Raw genomic sequence first — 21,098 nt, 5'->3', positions numbered from 1 at the left:
CCCTCGGTCCTTATTCTTCCAAGTGCGGGCGCTTAAACGCCCTGCCCCGGTTTCACGTCTTTCAGTTCCATCGCGTCTTTGGGATCGCGCCACATCTGGTGCAGCACGTTCTGACGTTTCACGTCACGACGGTGGCGCATGGTCAGAACGATGGCGCCGATCATGGCGACCAACAGGATCAGACCTGCCAGTTGGAACAGAAGGAAATATTGGTCATAGATGATGAGGCCCAGGGCTGCGGTGTTCTGCACACCCTCAGGCGCCACGGCGGCGCGCTGCGCTTCGGCCACATCCGACACCTGCCAGACGCCGATGGCCATGCCGAACTGCATCAACAGGATCACACCAATGAGCAGTGCCAGCGGCATGTACTGTGCCATGCCTGCCTTCAACTCTGCAAAATCGATGTCCAGCATCATCACAACGAACAGGAACAGTACGGCGACGGCTCCCACGTAGACGATGATGAGCAGCATTGCGACAAATTCCGCCCCCAGCAGAACAAACAATCCTGCCGATGACAGAAAGGCCAGGATCAGCCAGAGCACCGAATGCACAGGATTGCGGCTGACAACGGTGAACAGCCCGCCCGTGATGGCGCTGAGCGCGAAGAGGTAAAAGGCCAGAGCAACCATACTCATGTGTCACTATCCTCGTTTTCGGCCATGACACTTTCGGCAAGCTCAAGGGCTTTGGTCATGGCGGGTATGCCGGCGAACATCGACATCTGTCCGATGGTCTCGACGATTTCTTGTTTTGTCGCGCCCGCCTCTAACAGGTGGCGCACGGTCATGCGGATCTGGCTTTCGCCTTGGGCGCCGAGAACGGTCAGCGCCCCCAGCGTCAAGAGCAGACGGGTCTTAGCGTCCAGTCCGTCTTTGTTGATGGTGTTGCCAAAGAACATTTCCATCATCTCTTTGGACATGGTTGGCCACAGGTTCTCGAACCCTTTCGGGGTGAACGACTCCATCGCAGGGTTCATGGCCTTGGCCATGTCCTGATACTGCGCGATCATCGCTTCAAAGGGGTTCTTTCCATCGGTCATCGGTAAGGTGCATCCAATTCGAGGTTCTTGGCGATCTCGGCTTCCCAACGTTCGCCGTTCTCAAGAAGTTTTTCCTTGTCGTAGAACAACTCTTCGCGGCTTTCGGTGGAAAACTCGAAGTTCGGACCTTCGACAATCGCGTCCACCGGGCAGGCTTCCTGACAGAAACCGCAGTAGATGCATTTGGTCATGTCGATGTCATAGCGCGTGGTGCGGCGGCTGCCATCATCGCGGGGTTCCGCGTCAATGGTAATCGCCTGAGCCGGGCAAATCGCTTCGCACAGTTTACAAGCGATGCAGCGCTCTTCCCCATTGGGGTACCGACGCAGCGCGTGCTCACCTCGGAACCGAGGCGACAGAGGCCCCTTTTCGTGCGGGTAGTTGATCGTCACCTTGGGGCCGACAAAGTACTTCATCCCCAGCCGGAACGCCTTGAAAAAGTCGGTCAGCAGGAAATACCCAGCCGCGCGTTTATAGTCGATCTGAGTCATATCAGCCTCCAATCGCCCAGCGGGCATAGGCGCCGCCGAAGAGTTCGAATTTCGCAAGGAATGCGACCAGCACGACCCAGACCAGCGACATCGGCAGGAAGACTTTCCAACCAATGCGCATCAGCTGGTCATAGCGGTAGCGCGGCACGAGGGCCTTAACCATCGAGAACATGAAGAACGCCGCACCCATCTTCAGGATCATCCACAGGATGCCATCCGGCAGACCAGGAATTGGCGACAGCCAACCACCGAAGAACAAGAGCGAGACAAGCGCGCACATCAGAACCACGGCGACCAGTTCCCCGATCATGAACAAAAGGAACGGGGTCGACGAGTATTCCACCTGATAGCCTGCCACCAGTTCCGACTCCGCTTCGGGAAGGTCGAACGGCGGACGGTTGGTTTCTGCCAGCGCCGAGATGAAGAACAGGAACAGCATCGGGAAGTGCGGCAGCCAGTACCACGAGAAGATGCCATACGCGCCATCTTGTGCAGCAACAATGTCACCAAAGTTCATCGAGCCGGTCGAGATGATGATGCCGATGATGATCAGGCCCAGCGAGACTTCATAAGAAATCATCTGCGCAGCGGACCGAAGCGACCCGAGGAACGGGTATTTCGAGTTCGATGCCCAACCGCCCATGATCACGCCGTAAACCTCAAGCGAGGACACAGCGAAGACATAGAGGATCGCAACGTTGATATCCGACAGGACCCAGCCATCGTTGAACGGGATCACTGCCCAGGCGATCAGCGCCATAACAAGGCTGACCATCGGTGCCAGAAGATACACGGCCTTATCCGCACCCGCGGGGAAGACCACCTCTTTCACGATGTATTTCAGGAAGTCCGCGAAACTTTGCAGAAGACCAAAGGTCCCCACAACGTTCGGGCCCCGGCGCAGCTGAACTGCCGCCCAGATTTTGCGGTCCGCATACATCAGGAAGGCAAGTGCCACCAGCAGCGGAATGACAAGCAACAAGACCTGTCCTACCGTCAGCAGGAAGATCCCGAGGTTCGTGGTGGTAAAGAATTCAATCATGGGTCCTCACACCGTGGGTATTCCGTTGTCTTTACAGTCGGCAACGATGACTTCGGCGTCGATCGTCTTAAGACCGTCGGGCAGTGAGGAAGAGATGGTATAAGCCGCATCTCCGCTCCACGTCCCGTCATTAAAATTTGTCGTTGTCCGCAAATGACGGGCAAAGCCGTATCCACGGATCAGCGCGTACTGCGCCGCAGCGCATTCGGCATAGCGGGAGACGTTAGCCGCCGCGTTGGGGTCGTCCTTGTTGCCACGCATGGCAACATTGAATCGCACCAGATCATCTTCCAGCAACCGTGTCTCGACACCCAGATACAGGGCATCCGGCGTCTCGCCTCCAGCACAGGACACACCCTCTCCACAGGTCGGCGCACAGGCCGAAAGCCCCAGCGCAAGCGCCGGAACAAATGGGGATATGAGGGTGTTGAGATGCATCTGTCTTACTCAGCCGCCACTTTCTGGTTGGCCCGCGCGCTGGCGGCTGCCGACAGCTCTGCCATCAGCTCGCTTGCCCGTGCAATCGGGTTGGTCAAGTAAAAATCAGTGACCGTCGCAAAAAACTTGCCGGCCTTAAGCTCGGCCGCCGGTAGTGCCTCCCAGCCGTTGTCGACAACCTGATCGATCTTGGCAAGATGGGGCACTTCGGCCACCAAGGCCTGACGCAGTTGCGCCAGCGAGTCATACGGAAGCGTCGCGTCCAGTTCAGCACTCAGGGCGCGCAGGATGGCCCAGTTTTCCTTTGCTTCACCCGGCGCGAACCCGGCACGCATGGCCAGCTGTGGACGACCTTCAGTGTTCACAAACAGGCCGTTTTCTTCGGTATAGGCAGCCGCCGGCAGGATCACGTCCGCCCGGTGCGCGCCACGATCGCCATGGCTGCCCTGATAGATCACGAAAGGCCCTTCCGCGATTTCAACTTCGTCAGCGCCAAGGTTGTAAACCACCTCGGCCCCCTCGAGTGCACTATCCATGCCACCTTCGGTGACCGCGCCGATATCCATCGCACCCACACGGCTGGCAGCTGTATGCAGAACCAGCATCTTGCCGGTTAGTTTTTCTGTCAGCTCCATGCATTTGCTCAGAACCGCAATCCCGTCACCTTCGGTGATGGCGCCCTGCCCGACGATCACTACAGAGTTTTCCGACGCCTTAGCATTTTCCAGCATACCTGCGATCATCCGACGGCCTGGGCCGTGATGGATCGTGTCATACGTCAGGTCGCCGCTTTTCACGCCCACGGTGTGGATCTCGGCGCCGCGTGCCCAAGCCTTGCGAATCCGCGCATTCAACACCGGTGCTTCGTTGCGAGGGTTGGTGCCAATCAGGTAGATAACCTTAGCGTTATCAATGTCTTCGATAGCAGCATTGCCGACATAGGCCGAGCGGTTGCCCGCAGGCAAAACCGCGCCATTGGTGCGGCATTCGATGTTGCCTTCCAGACCGTCAACGATCTGTTTCAGGGCAAAGCTGGCCTCAACCGGCGCCAGATCACCAATCAGACCGGCAACCTTTTTGCCCTTCATCGCCGTAGCAGCGGCACTCAGGGCTTCGCCCCATGTTGCGGGCTTCAGCTTGCCGTCGACGCGCACATAAGGGCGGTCCAGACGTTGGCGGCGCAGCCCGTCCCAGACAAAGCGGGTTTTGTCGGAAATCCACTCTTCGTTAACGCCATCATGGTTGCGTGGCAGGATGCGCATCACTTCGCGGCCTTTGGTGTCCACGCGGATGTTCGACCCCAGAGCGTCCATCACGTCGATGGTTTCGGTTTTGGTCAATTCCCACGGGCGGGCGGTAAAGGCGTAAGGCTTTGAGGTCAAAGCCCCTACCGGGCACAAATCAATGATGTTGCCCTGCAGGTTACTGTCCAGTGTCTGGTTCAGATAGCTGGTGATTTCGGCGTCTTCACCGCGGCCGGTTTGGCCCATCTGTGTGATGCCCGCGACCTCGGTCGTGAACCGCACACAACGAGTGCAGGAAATACAGCGCGTCATCGTGGTTGAAACCAGTGGACCAAGGTCCAGATCGTCTACGGCGCGCTTGGGTTCCTGAAAGCGCGAATCCGAGATGCCATAGGCCACGGCCTGATCCTGCAGGTCGCATTCGCCGCCTTGATCGCAGATCGGACAATCCAGCGGGTGGTTGATGAGCATGAACTCCATCACGCCTTCGCGGGCTTTCTTGACCATAGGCGAATTGGTTTTCACCACCGGAGGCTGACCTTCGGGACCGGGGCGGAGATCGCGCACCTGCATCGCGCAAGAGGCCGCAGGCTTGGGTGGACCGCCAACAACTTCGACCAGACACATCCGGCAGTTGCCCGCAATCGACAGGCGTTCGTGATAGCAGAAACGTGGAATTTCCACGCCTGCCTGCTCACAGGCCTGGATCAGCGTCATCGCGCCGTCTACTTCTACTTCGGTCTCGTCAATGACGACTTTGCGCAGGTCAGACATGGTCTACTTCGCCCTCAATAGCGCGCCGATCGCGCTGTTCTTTGCAATTTCCGCGCGGCCGACCGCACAGAAGGTTTCCGGTTGTCCATAGATGGCGCCCTGAGACTTCAGATAAGCTTCGCCCTTGGCGCGCATCCGCTTTTTCTGAGCCTTGGACTCAACATGTTCTTTGATTTCGGCGTTGCTGTAGCCCAACTCATTGGCCCGTGCCTTGAGTTCCCAGGCTTCGCCCAGTGCCTTCAGCTTACGAGCCGAAATCTCTTCGCAGACTTCGCTGATTTCCCAGCCTACAGCCGCCGCAAGCAGTTTATCTTCGACTTCCGCCACTTCACTAAGTGGTGGTTTGGCAGCCGCGGCCGCCCCTGCAAACACAGTCGCAGCCAGTACAATTGGCATCATCACACGCATTGTCGCACTCCTTTTGCCGGGCGCGCGGATATCGCGCGCCTCTGCCCAAATCAGAGTGCGAGGACCGTGTGTTATGCAATAACGGCGGGTCATGGCTTGCAGTATCCCTCCATAATCAAGGTTTCGTCATCCAAGGTCAGAGCACTGTTTTCCTGATCCGGGCCGTTGACCCAGTCGATCTTGGACGTGCCATATTGTTCAATACAGTAACGGGTCCCAGCGTGGCGGCCGGCCTCTTTGGCGCCATCCAGAGACTGCGTTGCTTTGCGCACAACAGAAACAAAGTGGGTCCGATCCTCGCCTTCGGCCTTTTTGGCGCTGGCCTTGAATTCGATCCCATCAAAGGCAAACTCGGATTTTGTTCGATTGTTTTTCACGCGATTGCAGCCTGAAACAAGCACAAGCGACAGCACCATGCCGGCGCCAATCGCGCCGCGTAACAGGGATTTCCCAATTATCTTTTGCTGCCCCATCGTCACAATTCTTACTCCGCTGCCATCGCGCCCATGCGGCCGGTTTTCTGGGCCTTGATACGGTCTTCGATTTCCTCGCGGAAGTTCTTGATCAGACCCTGGATCGGCCAAGCCGCCGCGTCGCCAAGGGCACAAATCGTGTGACCTTCGACCTGTTTGGTCACGTCAAACAGCATGTCGATCTCTTCCAGTTCAGCCTCGCCCTTCACCAGACGATCCATCACACGCATCATCCAGCCGGTGCCTTCACGACAAGGCGTACACTGACCACAGCTTTCGTGTTTGTAGAACTTTGACAGGCGCCAGATCGCTTTGATCGGATCGACGCTCTTGTCCATGACGATCACAGCTGCGGTGCCAAGTGACGAGCCGACATCGCGCAGCGCGTCGAAATCCATCACCGCGTCTTTCATGTTTTCACCGCGCACACATGGCACGGACGACCCACCAGGGATGACCGCCAAAAGGTTATCCCAGCCACCGCGAATACCGCCGCAGTGCTTTTCGATGAGCTCTTCAAACGAGATCGACATCGCTTCTTCGACGACGCAGGGGTTGTTCACATGGCCCGAGATGCCAAAGATCTTGGTGCCTGCATTGTTGGGGCGACCAAAAGAGGCAAACCACTCAGGGCCGCGACGCAGGATTGTCGGCACAACCGCGATTGATTCCACGTTGTTCACCGTGGTCGGGCAGCCATAAAGGCCTGCACCCGCCGGGAACGGCGGCTTCATACGGGGCATGCCCTTTTTACCCTCTAGGCTTTCCAAGAGAGCAGTTTCTTCACCGCAGATATAGGCGCCCGCACCGTGGTGCAGGAACAGGTCGAAATCCCAGCCCGATCCGGCGGCGTTCTTGCCCAGCATGCCGGCCTCATAGGCTTCATCGATTGCGGCCTGCAGCGCTTCACGCTCGCGAATATATTCGCCTCGGATGTAGATATACGAGGTATGCGCATTCATCGCGAAAGACGCGATCAGGGCGCCCTCGATCAATGTGTGCGGATCATGGCGCATGATCTCGCGGTCTTTACAGGTGCCGGGCTCGGACTCATCAGCGTTGATCACCAGGTATGCGGGACGTCCGTCGCTTTCCTTGGGCATGAACGACCATTTGAGACCGGTCGGGAAGCCCGCCCCGCCACGACCCCGCAGGCCGGATGCCTTCATCTGGTCAATGATCCAGTCACGTCCGTTCTGGATGATCTTTGCCGTGCCATCCCAGTGGCCACGCGCCTGCGCGCCCTTAAGCGTGCGGTCGTGCATACCGTAGAGGTTGGTAAAGATACGGTCCTGATCTTTCAGCATCTCGTTACCCTTGCGTTGCCTGACGCGCGCGCCAGATCTGATAAACGTTCACCAGCGCCCAGACCAAACCGGCAATCGCGGCAAAGTCAAAAAGGAGCGCGTAGCGTCCCGGCAGGCCAACGGCCTTGCCAATAAACTGGGCGGCCATCCACAGGATCATGGTCCCGGCGATCACAAGAGCGACCATGCGCCCCTTGCGTGCCTGTTCCTGATCTCGTGTTGCCCCACCCGTCATTTCTTAGTCCTCGTCGTATACGCCGCCGTCGGCGACTTTCTTGGAGAACTCGGTTTCATCGCCAGACGCCAGTGTCTTGGCCTGTTCAATCCAACCATCACGCTCGATGCGCCCCTTGAAGGACAATTTGTCGTCCATCTCGGTGATGTCGTCGGGGCCCCAAGCAGCGATCTGAGCAAAGCTGGTCACACCGTTTTCGTGCAGCTTTTTCTCAAGCGCGGGGCCAACGCCTTTGAGCTGTTTCAAATCATCGGCGCCAGTGGCTGCAGCAGCTTTCTGAGCCGACGCCTTTTTCGCCTTGGGCTTTTCTTCAGGCACAGGCGCTTCTGCAGGTTTGTCTGCGGCTGGCTTGGCCGCGGCTTCCTTGGCTTCTTCGGCCTGCTTGACCGCGGGCTTCGGAGCTTCAGGCGCCTTGGGCGTCGGTGCCGATGCAACACGACCGGCCACTTCGCCATCTTCCCCCACCCAAGGTGTCGTCAATGGTACTTCGGTGCCATCAATGCGCTTTACTGTATCGCCAAGATCCGTCGCCAGCTGGGCCGAGGCATTATATTTGGTCTTGCCGCTATCATACTCTTTCAGCGACGTCAGACCCGAGAGCGGCTCCGAAGCAAAACGGCCATTCATCGGGCCCGGAGCGGGAACCTTGCCAGCCGCCAGATCGTCGAGCAATTGCGCGAAACCCTCGGTGGTCATGTCCTCGTAATAGTCCTTGCCGATCTGGGCCATCGGCGCGTTTGTGCAGGCGCCAAGGCACTCGACCTCTTCCCAGGAAAACTTGCCGTCCGCCGAAACAGTGTGCGGCGTTGGCGCAATCTTGCCCCTACAGACCTCCATCAGGTCTTCGGCGCCACAGATCATGCAGCTGAGCGTGCCACAAATCTGGATATGCGCAACAGATCCAACAGGTTGCATTTGGAACATAAAGTAGAACGAGGCCACTTCCAACACGCGGATATAGGCCATGCCCAGCATGTCAGCGACCGTCTCGATCGCCGGTTTTGAGAGCCAGCCCTCTTGTTCCTGAGCCCGCCACAACAACGGAATAACCGCCGAAGCCTGACGGCCCTCGGGGTATTTTGTCATCTGTCCCTTGGCCCAGGCCAGGTTGGCCTCGGTGAATGCGAAGCTTTCGGGTTGTTCGCTATGAAGGCGACGAAGCATCAGCTGCAACTCCCGGTATTGAGTATCAAAGTTTCATTCGCGCCGACGGACATAATCCCTTCGGCGATGTAGTCGGGGACAAGCTTGTCCAGCTTGTCAAAATCAAACCCAGCAGCGGTCAGCCGTTCGGCGGCGCCGTCATAGGCCAGCGAACAGCCGTTCTGTTCCAGGTAAGCCACCAGTGCTGCACGCGGCTCGGCAATCGGATCGGGTCCGGCCGTCCCTGCGCCTGCCGCCTGACAGACTTCTGCGCCAAACGTCAGCGTTGAGCCGCTGGCAGAGGCCTGCCCGGCCTCGATATAGAGGTTGGCCACCCCCTTCGTATCTGTGCGATCCAACCCCAGAGGCTCCATCGCCGCAACCGCAGCGTCCAGTTCAATCGAACATCCAGTCTCGCTGGCCAGTTCGATCAGGTACCCGCCCGGGTCGCGGAATACAGATTCTTGTGAAGTCTGATCCAGCCCTGCGCTGTAGAAGGTGCAGGCCTCTTCTGTCAGGCTGATCACCTTGTCATCCTCGGACAAGGTCACAAGCTCTTCGTTCTGAAGGAACGGGATCATTGGTGTGACCTCGTAATCCTTCATCCCGTGGGCATTCAGCAAGGACACGGATTCCAGTGCAGTCATCTGGCAGTTGTTGCCACCCAGCACCTTGAGGAATTGTTCTTTGAGCGGCTCACCTTCGTAGGCCGGGCATGGTCCGTCAAACACCTGCAGCGCACCGTCGTTGTTGCGCGCGCGACCGTAGTACAGCAACCGCGCAACAATGCCGCGTACTTCGTCACGGTCATTGAACCCGGCACCGGGCAGAATGTCGCCCGCGGATCCATTGGACAAACGACACTCATTGGCCGCGACAATGTCAATAAACGCATCCACACGATCGGGATCAACGGGCGCAATATCCGCCGCTGCCGCGCATGTGGCCACGCTCATAAGTGCCGATGCCAACGCCAATCGCGTCATGCCGCCCCTCCTGCGTTCAGATAGAACAGAGTGACCACAAGCCCCAAAACGGCCAACAGTCCCGAGGACGTATGCTTCATGTGCGGAAGCTTGGCCTTGGCATAAATCAAGCCGTCGCCCAATCCCATGATCGCGCCAGCGACACAGAACACAGCAACCATCTCCAGAGAGCCAAAAAAGATCAGCCCGATCTGGATCACCCCAACCGCAATGTAGCGGTCGATCATCACCAACGGCAGCTTCTCAGGACGGTGAGTCGCCTGTGCCATGCCCTGTTCCGGATCGGAATAGAACGCATAGGCCAGTGCGAACACCATCAGGGCACCAACGCCCAGAAGCAGCACAAGGATGATGGGCAGGCTTGTCACCTATCGATCTCCCCGAACACGATGTCGATGGTGCCGATGATGGCGGCCACATCGGCCAGCTGGTGGCCCTTCGTGATGTGATCCAGCGATTGCAGGTGGTTATACCCCGGCGCACGCAGTTTGGCGCGGTACGGACGGTTGGTGCCATCCCCTTGGATATACACACCAAATTCGCCTTTGGGCGCTTCCACGGCGGCGTAAACTTCGCCTTCGGGAACCTTGAAGCCTTCGGTGTACAGCTTGAAGTGGTGGATCAGGCTCTCCATCGAGGTTTTCATGTCGCCACGCTTGGGCGGCGTCAGCTTGCCACGTGCCAGCACGTCGCCGGTGGCTTCGCGCAGTTTCACGATGGCCTGACGGATAATGCTGGTCGACTGACGCATTTCCTCAACCCGCATGACATAACGGTCATAACAGTCGCCGTTCTTGCCGATGGGGATCTGGAAGTCGAACTCGTCATAGCACTCATAGGGCTGCGCGCGGCGCAAATCCCATGCGAGGCCGGCCGAGCGCAACATCACGCCGGAATAGCCATGTTCAAGTGCGGTATCGGTGTCGATAACGCAGATATCCACATTGCGCTGCTTAAAGATACGGTTCTCGGTCAGCAGCGTTTCAATGTCGTCCAGAACGTTGGGGAAATGGATTGCCCATTCCTCAATATCGTCCAACAGCGCATCGGGCAGATCCTGATGTACACCACCGGGGCGGAAATACGCCGCGTGCAAACGCGCGCCGCAGGCGCGTTCGTAGAAGATCATCAGCTTTTCGCGCTCTTCAAAGCCCCAGAGGTTCGGGGTCAGTGCGCCAACGTCCATCGCCTGTGAACAGACGTTCATCAGGTGGTTCAGAACGCGGCCAATCTCGCAGTACAAAACGCGGATCAATTGGGCACGCCGCGGCACTTCGGTGCCGGTCATCTTTTCGATCGCCAGGCACCATGCATGCTCCTGGTTCATCGGCGCCACATAGTCGAGGCGGTCGAGATACGGCAGGTTTTGCAGGTAGGTGCGGCTTTCCATCAATTTTTCGGTGCCGCGGTGCAACAGGCCAACATGCGGGTCGGCGCGTTCAACAATCTCACCATCCAGCTCGAGGACCAGACGCAAAACACCGTGGGCCGCAGGGTGTTGCGGACCAAAGTTGATGTTAAAGTTGCGGATTTTCTGTTCGCCGGCCAGAGCGTCGTGGCTGCCGTCTGAGAACTTGGAACCGTCCATCATTTCGCATCCCCCTTCTCGTCACCGGGCAGGATGTATTCGGCACCTTCCCATGGAGACATGAAATCAAACTGGCGGTAATCCTGTGTCAGTTGCACAGGTTCATAGACCACGCGCTTTTCGACCTCGTCATAGCGCAACTCGGTATAACCGGTGGTCGGGAAATCTTTGCGCAACGGATGGCCAGTAAAGCCATAGTCGGTCAGCAGGCGGCGCAGGTCCGGGTGATCGCTGAAGATGATCCCGAACATGTCAAAGGTTTCCCGCTCGGCCCAATTGGCACAGGCGTGAACACTGGTGATCGACGGCACCATCTCATCTTCGCGCACCGAGACGCGCAGACGAATGCGGTGGTTCTGATAGATCGACAACAGGTGATAGATCACCGTGAACCGCTTGGAGCGATCCGGGAAATCTGCGGCAGTCAGGTCGATCAGTGTGGCAAACTTGCAGGTCTGGTCGGCCTTCAGAAACTCGACAAACCCGACGATGTTTGCTGGGGCCACATCGACGTTCAGCTCACCAAAAGCCACGTCCCAGCCCAGGACACAATCGGGGCGCTTGGCTTCGATATAGGCGCCCAATTCGTTAAGTGCTTCGGTCATCTCTCAATCGTCCCCGTGCGGCGGATCTTGCGGTGCAGTTGCAGGACCCCATACATCAGCGCCTCGGCGGTCGGAGGACAGCCCGGAACATAGACATCGACCGGCACGATCCGGTCGCAGCCTCGCACAACGCTATAGGAATAGTGATAATAGCCGCCGCCATTGGCGCAGGACCCCATCGAGATCACGTAACGCGGCTCGGGCATCTGGTCGTAAACCTTGCGCAAGGCCGGTGCCATTTTATTGGTCAGCGTACCCGCGACGATCATCAAGTCCGACTGACGTGGAGAGGCGCGCGGCGCAGTACCGTAACGCTCAAGGTCATAGCGCGGCATCGAGGTGTGGATCATCTCAACCGCGCAGCAGGCCAGACCAAAGGTCATCCAGTGCAATGACCCGGTTCGGGCCCAGTTGATCATGTCCTCGGTCGAGGTCAGCAGAAACCCTTTGTCCTGCAGATCCTTGTTCAGGGCCTGAGTGACAACTTCTTTGTCTGCACCAGCAGTGTTGGCTCCGGTCATCACTCCCATTCCAGGGCTCCCTTTTTCCACTCATAGGCAAAGCCGATGGTCAGCACTGCCAGGAAGACCATCATCGACCAGAATCCCAGCATGCTGATGTCCTTGAACCCAACGGCCCATGGGAAAAGCATCGCAATTTCCAGATCGAAAATGATGAACAGGATCGACACGAGGTAGAACCTCACATCAAACTTCATGCGCGCGTCGTCGAAGGCATTGAAACCACACTCGTAAGCACTCACCTTCTCAGGATCGGGATTTCTTACGGCGAGGACAACAGCGGCGAGGATCAATACGAGACCAAGGGCAATGGCAATGGCCAGAAAGACGAGAATGGGAAGGTATTCCCTCAGCATCTCTTCCACGGGGTGGCTCCTTTCATGCACGGGTCAAATGACGTGCAGTCAGATGGCTGTTTTGACTACAGTGGGTTTACCCCTGCCCCATGTCAGGGTCAACCAAGCCAAGACACATTCAATTTCTGGAAACCGTTGCATTTTCCCATAGTATACAAAGGTATACGTGCGTATACGACGGGCATGCGGCAATTCGTCAACGCCAGATTATCGCAAAAAACCAGCCACTTACGTCAATGCCGGTCAAATGCATCGAAATTCGTGCTGAGCAGAGACCCGATTCAGGGCCACCTGCGACATTTGCGGCACTCTGGAAATTTTGCAGCATGGCTTGGATATATTACGGTGAATCACGGCATGCCACTGCATGCGCTCAAAGGGCACTGACAGAGTCGTTTTTGTCCCCTTGGCGGCATCACATCACCTGCAGGAACTTCAGGAGGTAACCCAAGCCGCCTTGCGCTTGGCAAAAAACGCGTTGATGCCCTCTTCGGCCTCGGGGCTTTGCCAGCGGGTCACAAGGGCCGCAATGGTCATATCAATGACGTGTTCATCAATGCGCGGCCCAAGAGCGCGCGCCAAGGCCTTGGACTCGGTAATCGCACCCGGAGCGCAAGACAGATAGGGCTGAATCTCGGCCTCTACAGCGGCGTCCAGATCGTCGGCAGGTACGACACGGGCCAGAATATCCAGATCAACCGCCTCTGCCGCCTTGAACAGCCGTGCGGACATGAAGACACGCCGCGCTTTGCCCTCGCCCATACGCGCCACCACGTAGGGGCCGATGGTAGCGGGGATCAGGCCCAGCCGGGTTTCCGTGAGACCCATCGTCAGGTGATCTGCACCCACGGCCACGTCACAAACGCAGGCCATACCGACACCACCACCAAAGGCATTGCCCTGTACTTTGCCAATCAGCGGCTTGGGCAGCGTGTTCAGCGCCTGCAGCATCTCGGCCAGCTTGCGGGCCTCTTGCCCGCGCACGTCTGGTGCCATGTCGCGTTGTTGCTGCATCCACCCCAGATCACCGCCTGCGCAAAAGGATTTGCCTGCCCCGGTCAGAACCACAACACGCACGCTGTTATCCGCGCCAAGCCTTGCCGCTGCGTCTTTCAGTTCAACCAGCATCTCGCCCGACATCGCATTGTGTTTGTCCGGACGGTTCAACGTCAGCGTTGCAACGCCGCGTGCATCGGTTTCAATGGTGATCGTGTCATACATATTCTAGTCTCCTACACGCATCGCGCGCGCCATATCTGCTGCCTCTTGCAAGATCGCCGTGTCCAGACCGGTCTGATACCCCAATCCGAGCAACAGAGCATTCACCGCCTCGGTCGCAACATTGCCCTTGGCCCCCGGAGCGTAGGGACATCCGCCCAGTCCTCCGACGGCGGCGTCAAAAACCCGCACGCCCAGCGCCAGGGAAGCTTCGATGTTCACCAACGCGCGGCCTGCCGTGTCATGATAGTGTCCGGCCAGCTTTTCTGCAGGTACTTCCTTCAGCACCGCCTCCAGCATCGCTGTGATGCTCTCTGGCGTGCCCTGCCCGATGGTGTCGCCCAGCGAGATCTCGTAGCAACCCATGTCCCGCAAGGCTGCAGCAACCTCCGCCACCTTCTCAGGTGGAGTCTTGCCATCATAGGGGCAATCCGTGACGCAAGACACATAGCCCCGCACCGGGATACCTGCGGTCTTGCCCGCGTCGGCAACTGGCGCAAAACGTTCCAGAGACTCTGCGATGGTGGCATTGATATTGGCCTTGGAAAACCCTTCCGAGGCAGACCCGAAAATGGCGATCTCATCAGCCTTGGCCGCCACCGCGCCCTCAAAGCCACGCATATTGGGGGTCAGAGCGGCATAGGACACGCCAGGCGCGCGAGTGATCCCCGCCAGCACATCGGCACTGTCGGCCATCTGCGGCACCCATTTGGGGCTGACAAAGCTCGCGACTTCAATTCGCCGAAACCCGGCCCGGCTGAGGCAATCCACCAGCGCCACTTTTTCGGCTGTCGGGATCAGACGCTTTTCATTCTGCAATCCGTCGCGCGGACCCATCTCAAAGATTTCGACAAATTCAGACATCCGCGGCCTCGTAAAACTCCTGTGTGTAAATCCTTTGCCCACCCACCGGCGGCAATGCACGTTGATAGGCGGGACGCGCCTCAACCCGCGCGGCATAAGCGGCACAGTTTGGCAGCGCATCAAACGAAGTGAATTTGCGCGCCAGAACCACGCCAAACCCAACCGCGCAATCCGCACCGCTGAACCCGCTGGCCATCAGGTAATCGCGACCGTCCCCCAGCATGCGCTCCATACGCTCCAGCACCTTGTGCAAGCGCCGCGCCTCAAGGTTCATCTGGGTCGGAGATCGCATCTCGGGCTTGTACAAGACGATATGCGCTTGGGTCAGGTTCGCCCCGTGCTGCCCGATGCTCTCGGCATAATGCAGCATATCAAGGTATTCCATGCGCTCGGGATCGCCCGCAGGTCGCCCCAGCCCCTTTTCGGGGAATATCTCGCACAGGTATTCTACAATCGCCCCACTTTCGCAGATGATCCGTCCGTCAATCTCCAGCGCCGGCACTCGCGCCGCCGGGTTGATCTCCAGATACTCGGGTTTGCGCAGCGACTTGTCGAAGAAATTGTGAACCACCAGCTCATAGTCCAACCCCATTTCTTCCAACAGCCACAGCACCCGAAACGAGCGCGCCTCGTGGGCGTGGTGCAAAGTAATCTGCATGGGTGTTACCCCTCCGGCACTGCGTAGAAGTCTTTCTTGTAAAACTCCTGTTTGCCGTCCTTCTCACGTGCCCGTTGATAGGCAGGTCGCGCCTCGATCCGGGCGCGATAGGCCGCAAGGTTCGCGAACCGATCCATCGCAACATAGTAAGGTGCCGAAAACAGGTTGAACCCCATCATCGTGTCCGCCGCCGAGAACCCGCTCTCCAAGAGCCAGTCTCGCTCGCCCAAAGTTCGGTCCATGGCCTTCAGCGTTGCGCCCAACCGGGCCGCCTCTAGTTTCAGCACAACCGGCGCTGCAGGGGTCGGGTCCCCCATGAACAAATGCTGCATGTTGAGCGAGGCAAGAATGCTCGCCTGCGTCTCAGCAAAGCCCAGCCACTCCAGATAGGGCACACGCTCTGCATCCCCGGCCAGACGTCCCAACCCATGATCGGGCCGCGTTTCGGCCAGGTATTCAACAATGGCACCGCTTTCAAAGATCGTCTTGCCGTCAATCTCCAGCGCCGGCACGCGCCCCACGGGCGAAATTGCCTTAAACTCTGACGCCCTAAGCGACCCATCGGTGATGGAGTAATGCTTTAGATCAGCCTCGAGCCCCATCTCTTCCAAAAGCCACAGAATGCGGAACGACCGCGAAAACGGAATATGGTGCAAGCGGATCACGCAACAGCCTCCTCTTCTTCTTCAACCAATTGGATCAGGGCAGCCCCTTCCTGCACTTGATCTCCTGATTGAGCAAGAACTTCGGCCACCACACCATCCCGTGCGGCCAACAGGGAGTGCTCCATCTTCATGGCTTCCAGGATCGCCAAACGGTCACCCTCTTTCACCTCTTGTCCGGCCTCAGCAAAAATCGCCTTGACCAATCCGGGCATGGGCGCCGCAATCACATTGCCCCCGGCACCGGCTTCGGCAGCACGGTCCAGCGGGTTGACCACATGGAAGACATAGCCATTGCCCCAGAACACGGTCAGCGTGTCTCCCACATAAGACGTGCGGGCCTGAACCTTGGTCTGATCGACAAACCACGCTCCGCCAGTGAAATGCACCACGTGCTGCACCTCGCCCACGTCGACCTGATATTCGCCTGTTCCCAATACGGTCACACGTACTGCAATCTCTTCCTCATGATGCGTCATCGAGATTGTGTGTGTTAGCGGCGTCCACAAGACCAATGCCGGTTTCGGCGCCCCATCCGGGGCCTGCATCAGGCCCAGCGCGGTCAGGGCCGCGACCGAGCGCGCCTTGGTACAAGCCACTGGTGCTGTTGCCAGCGTCGCCAGATGCCGTTCAATCAGGCCTGTGTCCACATCTCCCGCCACAAACCCCGGCTCTGCCGACAACAGGCTCAGGAACGAGACATTGGTGACCGTGCCACCCACGTCCGTATGGCGCAAAGCGCGTTCAAGCTGTTGCAAAGCGATGGCGCGGGTGGAGCCATGCACCACCAGCTTGGCAATCATCGGATCATACCATGGGCTGATGGTGTCGCCAGAGCGCACACCACTGTCGATCCGCGCCTCAGCCGGAAACGCCAGATGGGTCAGCGTGCCGGTTGCGGGCAAAAAGCCCTTGGGCACGTCCTCAGCATAAATCCGCGCTTCAAACGAGTGCCCGTTGATCGACAACTCATCCTGTTGTTTCGGCAAGGGATCCCCAGAGGCCACGCGCAGCTGCCATTCCACCAGATCAACACCGGTGATGGCTTCGGTCACGGGATGTTCCACTTGCAACCGTGTGTTCATCTCCATGAACCAAAATCCATCGGTGCGCAGCCCGTCCGAGCCATCCACGATGAACTCGACCGTGCCTGCGCCTTTGTAACCAATCGCCTCGGCAGCCCGCACACCGGCCTGCCCCATCGCTTCGCGCACTTCGGCCGTCATGCCCGGCGCGGGCGCTTCTTCGATGACCTTCTGGTGGCGCCGCTGTAGCGAGCAATCGCGTTCGAACAGATGTACCGCGTGGGTGCCATCGCCAAAGACCTGTACTTCAATATGGCGCGGCTGCGTGACGTATTTCTCAATCAACACATCCGGGTTGCCAAAGGCCGTGGTTGCCTCGCCCCGCGCACTGTCCAGGGCGTCGGCAAAATCTTCGGGCTTTTCAACAAGCCGCATGCCTTTGCCGCCCCCGCCAGCCACGGCCTTGATCAGCACCGGATAGCCAATCTCTCCGGCTTGCTCGGCTAGAAAACCTGCCTCCTGATTGGCACCATGATAGCCGGGCACAACCGGCACACCGGCCTCTTCCATCAGAACCTTGGCGGCATCCTTCAGACCCATGGCCCGGATCGCCTTGGCAGATGGGCCGATAAACACCAGCCCGGCCGCCTCAACTGCTTCAACAAATTCTGGGTTTTCCGACAGGAAGCCATAGCCCGGATGAATGCCCTGCGCACCACGCTCAAGCGCGGCAGCAATAATCACATCGCCTTTGAGGTAACTCTCGGACGGAGCCGCGCCACCGATATGCACCGCCTCATCCGCCATCGCCACATGTTTGGCCGCCGCATCCGCGTCCGAATAGACCGCGACAGTCTTCACGCCCAGTTTCCGGGCGGTTTCCATCACGCGACAAGCAATCTCGCCTCGGTTTGCAATCAGGATCTTATTGAACATCTCACGGCCTCCCGACCCAGTTCTTCATTTTGGCAAAAATACTCCGGGGGTGTGGGGGCTGGCCCCCACGTTGTCCTGCGTGTGGGGGCCAGCCCCACACACTTACATCCGAAACACACCAAACTTCGTTTCTTCTACCGGCGCATTCAGGCTCGCGCTCAAGCTCAAAGCCAACACGTCCCGCGTCTTGCGCGGATCAATGATCCCGTCATCCCAGAGACGTGCCGAGGCATAAAGCGGGTGGCTCTGATGCTCAAACATATCCAGCGTAGGCTGCTTGAACGCGGCCTCTTCCTCAGCCGACCATTCGCCACCCTGGCGCTCAATCGCATCGCGCTTGACGGTGGCTAGAACTCCCGCTGCCTGTTCGCCGCCCATAACTGAGATGCGGCTGTTTGGCCATGTCCACAGGAACCGGGGACCATAAGCCCGCCCCGCCATGCCATAGTTACCAGCCCCGAACGATCCGCCCACCAGCATGGTGATCTTTGGAACTTTGGTGGTTGCCACGGCGGTCACCAGTTTGGCGCCATGCCGGGCAATACCCTCGGCCTCATACTTCTGGCCGACCATGAACCCGGTGATGTTCTGCAGGAACACCAAAGGAATACCGCGTTGCGAGCACAGTTCCACAAAATGTGCGCCCTTGGCGGCACTTTCTGAATACAAAACCCCGTTGTTGGCGATGATCCCCACCGGGCAGCCTTTGACATGGGCAAAGCCGCAGACCAGCGTTTCGCCAAACCGCGCTTTGAATTCGTCAAAGCGGCTGCCATCCACCGTGCGGGCAATCACCTCGCGGATGTCATAGGGCGTGCGCAAACCACCGGGCACCACGCCGAGAATTTCCTCAGGATCATAGGCAGGCTCTTCCGGGCTTTGCCAATCCACGGTCTGTGGTTTTTTGCGGTTCAGGTATTCAACGGCCCGGCGCGCCAAAGCCAGCGCATGGGCGTCATCTTCGGCCAAGTAATCCGCCACGCCAGAGAGCCGCGTGTGCACATCCCCGCCACCCAGATCCTCAGCCGAAACAACCTCGCCCGTCGCCGCCTTCACCAGCGGTGGTCCGGCAAGGAAGATTGTGCCCTGTTCTTTCACAATGATGGTCACATCCGACATCGCAGGCACATAGGCGCCCCCGGCGGTACAAGACCCCATCACCACGGCAATCTGCGGAATGCCCTTGGCGCTCATATTGGCCTGATTGTAGAAAATCCGCCCAAAGTGGTCGCGATCCGGAAACACTTCGTCCTGATTGGGCAGGTTCGCGCCGCCACTGTCTACCAGATAGATGCAAGGCAGGTGGTTCTCTTCGGCAATCTCTTGGGCGCGCAGGTGTTTCTTGACCGTCATCGGGTAATACGTCCCGCCTTTGACGGTGGCGTCGTTGCAGACCACCATGACCTCTTGGCCGCTGACTTGGCCAATCCCGGCGATCACACCAGCACAGGGTGCTGCACCATCATACATGCCATGCGCCGCCGTCGATCCGACTTCAAGGAAAGGCGATCCCGGATCCAACAAGTTCGCAACCCGCTCACGCGGCAGCATCTTGCCCCGGCTAAGGTGGCGCTCGCGCGATCGCTCCCCGCCGCCTGCCGCTGCTGCCGCGGCCGCTTCTGCTACCACCGCCATCGCCTCAAGATGGGCGTCGCGATTGGCTTTGAACTCATCTGACGTGGTCAGGGCCTTGGAGTGTATTTTGGTCATTTATCTGTCCCCGAAAATCTAGTTCAGACCCTGATTGGCCTCAAGAAATAGTGCCTGTTGGGCTGTTTCATACACCAGGCACGCCAGCGTTGCCGGACCTCCGCCCGTTCCGCCGCCCCAAAGCGACCGCTCATAGTTGCACTTGGCATCACGGAAGGTGATCCACGCCCGCTGCATATCGCGCAGGGCCTCGGCTTGTCTGGGCGCGGACGAACCGATCTCGGCCATCTCAGCATCCATCGCCTTGGCCTCGGCGCGCACTTGTTTATAGGCCGCGTTCAGGCGATCATCCCAGAACCGGCGCTCGTGATCGAAACACGTGCTCTTACCCACCGTCGAATAGCCACCTGGCTGCTCCATGCAAGCATCAGCTGCAATCCCGACGCATTTGCCAAAAGCATCGCCGCCTTCACGTTCCTCGGAGAAACAGGCTTCGGTTGTCTCAGCAGAAAATGCCAAATCCTGAGCACTTGCAGGCGTCACAACCGCCAAACAGATAAATGCCGACAGACCATACCCTCTACACGCGCCGTCAAACGCTGAACAATGCAATCTATACCTTGCACGCAGCCCCGTTATGATCTTTCGTAATACCTTAATATTATCAATCATTTAGGTATCAATCCCTTCGAAAAACATTCCACTTTCCTGATTTATGTCAGGGAACTCACCAGCCGCAATCGGGACGGTCTGCCCATCCGTTTCATTATAGGTGACCTTATGTTCAAAACTTCCACGAGATTTGCTCTTTCCGCAGCACTCATCGCCCTTGCCGCCCCTCTCGCCGCACAATCCCAAGGAGACTGGACCCTCGGCGTCGGGGTTATCAACGTCAATCCGAAATCCGACAACGGGTCGGTCGGCGCCAACCCCATTACGATCGATGATGACACCCAATTGTCGTTGACCGTGGAGTACTTCATCCGCGACAACCTCGGCATCGAGTTGCTTGCCGCAACCCCGTTCTCGCACGATGTCAGCGTCGGTGGCACGCCGACGTTCTCGACCAAACACCTGCCGCCCACCTTGTCGCTGAACTACCATTTCGACACCAACTCCAACTGGAGACCGTTCATTGGTGCAGGTATCAACTATACCACGTTCTTTGAGGAAACCGGTGGCTTCTCTCTGAAGGACTCTTGGGGTCTCGCGGCGACTTTGGGCATTGATTACAAGGTCAAAGACAACGGCGCGTTGCGCTTTGAAGTCCGCTATATGGACATCGATACAGACGTCTACTCCGGCGGCGCTTACGTAACCACCGCCGAAATCGATCCGATCGTGCTGAACTTCGCCTACGTGCACCGTTTCTGATCCTCGAACACTGTGGGCAGCTGGCCTACCCGGTACTGTTTGAACACCCGCGCGT

Annotated in this window: 25 protein-coding genes; 1 reads left to right on the top strand and 24 read right to left on the bottom strand. The window is 58.3% G+C overall.

Annotated elements, in window-relative coordinates:
• Positions 1-32: 32 nt before the first annotated feature.
• The 24 genes from Q0932_RS04555 to Q0932_RS04440 form a co-directional block, all read right to left on the bottom strand.
• The gene (locus tag Q0932_RS04555) at positions 33-641 is read right to left on the bottom strand and encodes an NADH-quinone oxidoreductase subunit J (protein WP_299350075.1); all 609 of its coding nucleotides are present in this window, start codon (positions 639-641) and stop codon (positions 33-35) included.
• The gene (locus tag Q0932_RS04550; RefSeq protein ID WP_299350073.1) at positions 638-1,045 is read right to left on the bottom strand and encodes a carboxymuconolactone decarboxylase family protein; all 408 of its coding nucleotides are present in this window, start codon (positions 1,043-1,045) and stop codon (positions 638-640) included. The genes Q0932_RS04555 and Q0932_RS04550 overlap by 4 nt, the downstream gene beginning before the upstream one ends.
• Positions 1,042-1,536 carry an NADH-quinone oxidoreductase subunit NuoI gene (nuoI, locus tag Q0932_RS04545; protein ID WP_299350071.1) on the bottom strand — a complete coding sequence of 165 codons (495 nt, stop codon included), beginning with the start codon at positions 1,534-1,536 and terminating at the stop codon, positions 1,042-1,044. The genes Q0932_RS04550 and nuoI overlap by 4 nt, the downstream gene beginning before the upstream one ends.
• Before the next feature lies 1 nt (position 1,537).
• Positions 1,538-2,578, bottom strand: coding sequence for an NADH-quinone oxidoreductase subunit NuoH (gene nuoH / locus Q0932_RS04540; RefSeq protein ID WP_299350069.1), 1,041 nt, complete (start codon positions 2,576-2,578; stop codon positions 1,538-1,540).
• Between the two features lie 6 nt (positions 2,579-2,584).
• On the bottom strand, positions 2,585-3,016 hold the full coding sequence (locus tag Q0932_RS04535) for a hypothetical protein (protein ID WP_299350067.1): 432 nt from the start codon (positions 3,014-3,016) through the stop codon (positions 2,585-2,587).
• A gap of 5 nt (positions 3,017-3,021) precedes the next feature.
• On the bottom strand, positions 3,022-5,034 hold the full coding sequence (nuoG, locus tag Q0932_RS04530; RefSeq protein ID WP_299350065.1) for an NADH-quinone oxidoreductase subunit NuoG: 2,013 nt from the start codon (positions 5,032-5,034) through the stop codon (positions 3,022-3,024).
• 3 nt (positions 5,035-5,037) lie between these two features.
• Positions 5,038-5,442 (bottom strand): DUF5333 domain-containing protein, encoded by a 405-nt coding sequence (locus Q0932_RS04525; RefSeq protein WP_299350063.1) that lies wholly within the window; start codon positions 5,440-5,442, stop codon positions 5,038-5,040.
• Between the two features lie 89 nt (positions 5,443-5,531).
• On the bottom strand, positions 5,532-5,915 hold the full coding sequence (locus tag Q0932_RS04520) for a hypothetical protein (protein ID WP_299350061.1): 384 nt from the start codon (positions 5,913-5,915) through the stop codon (positions 5,532-5,534).
• Between the two features lie 11 nt (positions 5,916-5,926).
• Positions 5,927-7,222 carry an NADH-quinone oxidoreductase subunit NuoF gene (gene nuoF / locus Q0932_RS04515; RefSeq protein WP_299350059.1) on the bottom strand — a complete coding sequence of 432 codons (1,296 nt, stop codon included), beginning with the start codon at positions 7,220-7,222 and terminating at the stop codon, positions 5,927-5,929.
• A gap of 4 nt (positions 7,223-7,226) precedes the next feature.
• Complete coding sequence (locus Q0932_RS04510) at positions 7,227-7,457, bottom strand: DUF5337 domain-containing protein (protein ID WP_299350058.1); 231 nt, start codon at positions 7,455-7,457, stop codon at positions 7,227-7,229.
• Positions 7,458-7,460: 3 nt separating this feature from the next.
• On the bottom strand, positions 7,461-8,621 hold the full coding sequence (locus Q0932_RS04505) for an NADH-quinone oxidoreductase subunit E (RefSeq protein ID WP_299350056.1): 1,161 nt from the start codon (positions 8,619-8,621) through the stop codon (positions 7,461-7,463).
• A complete protein-coding gene (locus Q0932_RS04500; protein ID WP_299350055.1) occupies positions 8,621-9,586 on the bottom strand; it encodes a hypothetical protein in 966 nt (321 codons plus the stop codon). Before Q0932_RS04500 ends, Q0932_RS04505 begins: the two co-directional genes overlap by 1 nt.
• The gene (locus Q0932_RS04495; protein ID WP_299350054.1) at positions 9,583-9,954 is read right to left on the bottom strand and encodes a hypothetical protein; all 372 of its coding nucleotides are present in this window, start codon (positions 9,952-9,954) and stop codon (positions 9,583-9,585) included. Before Q0932_RS04495 ends, Q0932_RS04500 begins: the two co-directional genes overlap by 4 nt.
• Complete coding sequence (locus Q0932_RS04490) at positions 9,951-11,174, bottom strand: NADH-quinone oxidoreductase subunit D (RefSeq protein ID WP_299350632.1); 1,224 nt, start codon at positions 11,172-11,174, stop codon at positions 9,951-9,953. Before Q0932_RS04490 ends, Q0932_RS04495 begins: the two co-directional genes overlap by 4 nt.
• Entirely contained in the window at positions 11,174-11,779 is a 606-nt protein-coding gene (locus Q0932_RS04485) for an NADH-quinone oxidoreductase subunit C (protein WP_299350053.1), read from the bottom strand. The genes Q0932_RS04490 and Q0932_RS04485 overlap by 1 nt, the downstream gene beginning before the upstream one ends.
• Entirely contained in the window at positions 11,776-12,300 is a 525-nt protein-coding gene (locus Q0932_RS04480) for an NADH-quinone oxidoreductase subunit B (protein ID WP_127112436.1), read from the bottom strand. Before Q0932_RS04480 ends, Q0932_RS04485 begins: the two co-directional genes overlap by 4 nt.
• Positions 12,300-12,665, bottom strand: coding sequence for an NADH-quinone oxidoreductase subunit A (locus tag Q0932_RS04475; RefSeq protein ID WP_299350052.1), 366 nt, complete (start codon positions 12,663-12,665; stop codon positions 12,300-12,302). Before Q0932_RS04475 ends, Q0932_RS04480 begins: the two co-directional genes overlap by 1 nt.
• Before the next feature lie 426 nt (positions 12,666-13,091).
• Positions 13,092-13,877 carry a crotonase/enoyl-CoA hydratase family protein gene (locus Q0932_RS04470; protein WP_299350051.1) on the bottom strand — a complete coding sequence of 262 codons (786 nt, stop codon included), beginning with the start codon at positions 13,875-13,877 and terminating at the stop codon, positions 13,092-13,094.
• A gap of 3 nt (positions 13,878-13,880) precedes the next feature.
• Positions 13,881-14,738: a hydroxymethylglutaryl-CoA lyase gene (locus Q0932_RS04465; protein WP_299350049.1), complete on the bottom strand. Its 858-nt coding sequence runs from the start codon at positions 14,736-14,738 to the stop codon at positions 13,881-13,883.
• Positions 14,731-15,396, bottom strand: coding sequence for a glutathione S-transferase family protein (locus Q0932_RS04460; protein WP_299350048.1), 666 nt, complete (start codon positions 15,394-15,396; stop codon positions 14,731-14,733). The genes Q0932_RS04465 and Q0932_RS04460 overlap by 8 nt, the downstream gene beginning before the upstream one ends.
• A gap of 5 nt (positions 15,397-15,401) precedes the next feature.
• Positions 15,402-16,061, bottom strand: coding sequence for a glutathione S-transferase family protein (locus Q0932_RS04455; protein WP_299350046.1), 660 nt, complete (start codon positions 16,059-16,061; stop codon positions 15,402-15,404).
• Positions 16,058-18,019, bottom strand: a complete 1,962-nt coding sequence (locus tag Q0932_RS04450) for an acetyl/propionyl/methylcrotonyl-CoA carboxylase subunit alpha (RefSeq protein ID WP_299350044.1) — start codon at positions 18,017-18,019, stop codon at positions 16,058-16,060. The genes Q0932_RS04455 and Q0932_RS04450 overlap by 4 nt, the downstream gene beginning before the upstream one ends.
• Before the next feature lie 102 nt (positions 18,020-18,121).
• Positions 18,122-19,729 (bottom strand): carboxyl transferase domain-containing protein, encoded by a 1,608-nt coding sequence (locus Q0932_RS04445; RefSeq protein ID WP_299350042.1) that lies wholly within the window; start codon positions 19,727-19,729, stop codon positions 18,122-18,124.
• Positions 19,730-19,747: 18 nt separating this feature from the next.
• Positions 19,748-20,341 (bottom strand): lysozyme inhibitor LprI family protein, encoded by a 594-nt coding sequence (locus Q0932_RS04440; RefSeq protein WP_299350040.1) that lies wholly within the window; start codon positions 20,339-20,341, stop codon positions 19,748-19,750.
• 108 nt (positions 20,342-20,449) lie between these two features.
• On the opposite strand from Q0932_RS04440, the gene Q0932_RS04435 reads away from it, so the two are divergent.
• Complete coding sequence (locus Q0932_RS04435) at positions 20,450-21,043, top strand: OmpW family outer membrane protein (protein WP_299350038.1); 594 nt, start codon at positions 20,450-20,452, stop codon at positions 21,041-21,043.
• Positions 21,044-21,098: the final 55 nt, after the last annotated feature.

Origin of the sequence: uncultured Shimia sp., from assembly GCF_947498095.1 — a bacterium.
In the GTDB taxonomy this organism is placed as follows: Bacteria; Pseudomonadota; Alphaproteobacteria; order Rhodobacterales; family Rhodobacteraceae; genus Shimia.
The sequence above is the reverse complement of the archived record's forward strand: the minus strand, read 5'-3'. Positions and strand labels throughout refer to the sequence as shown.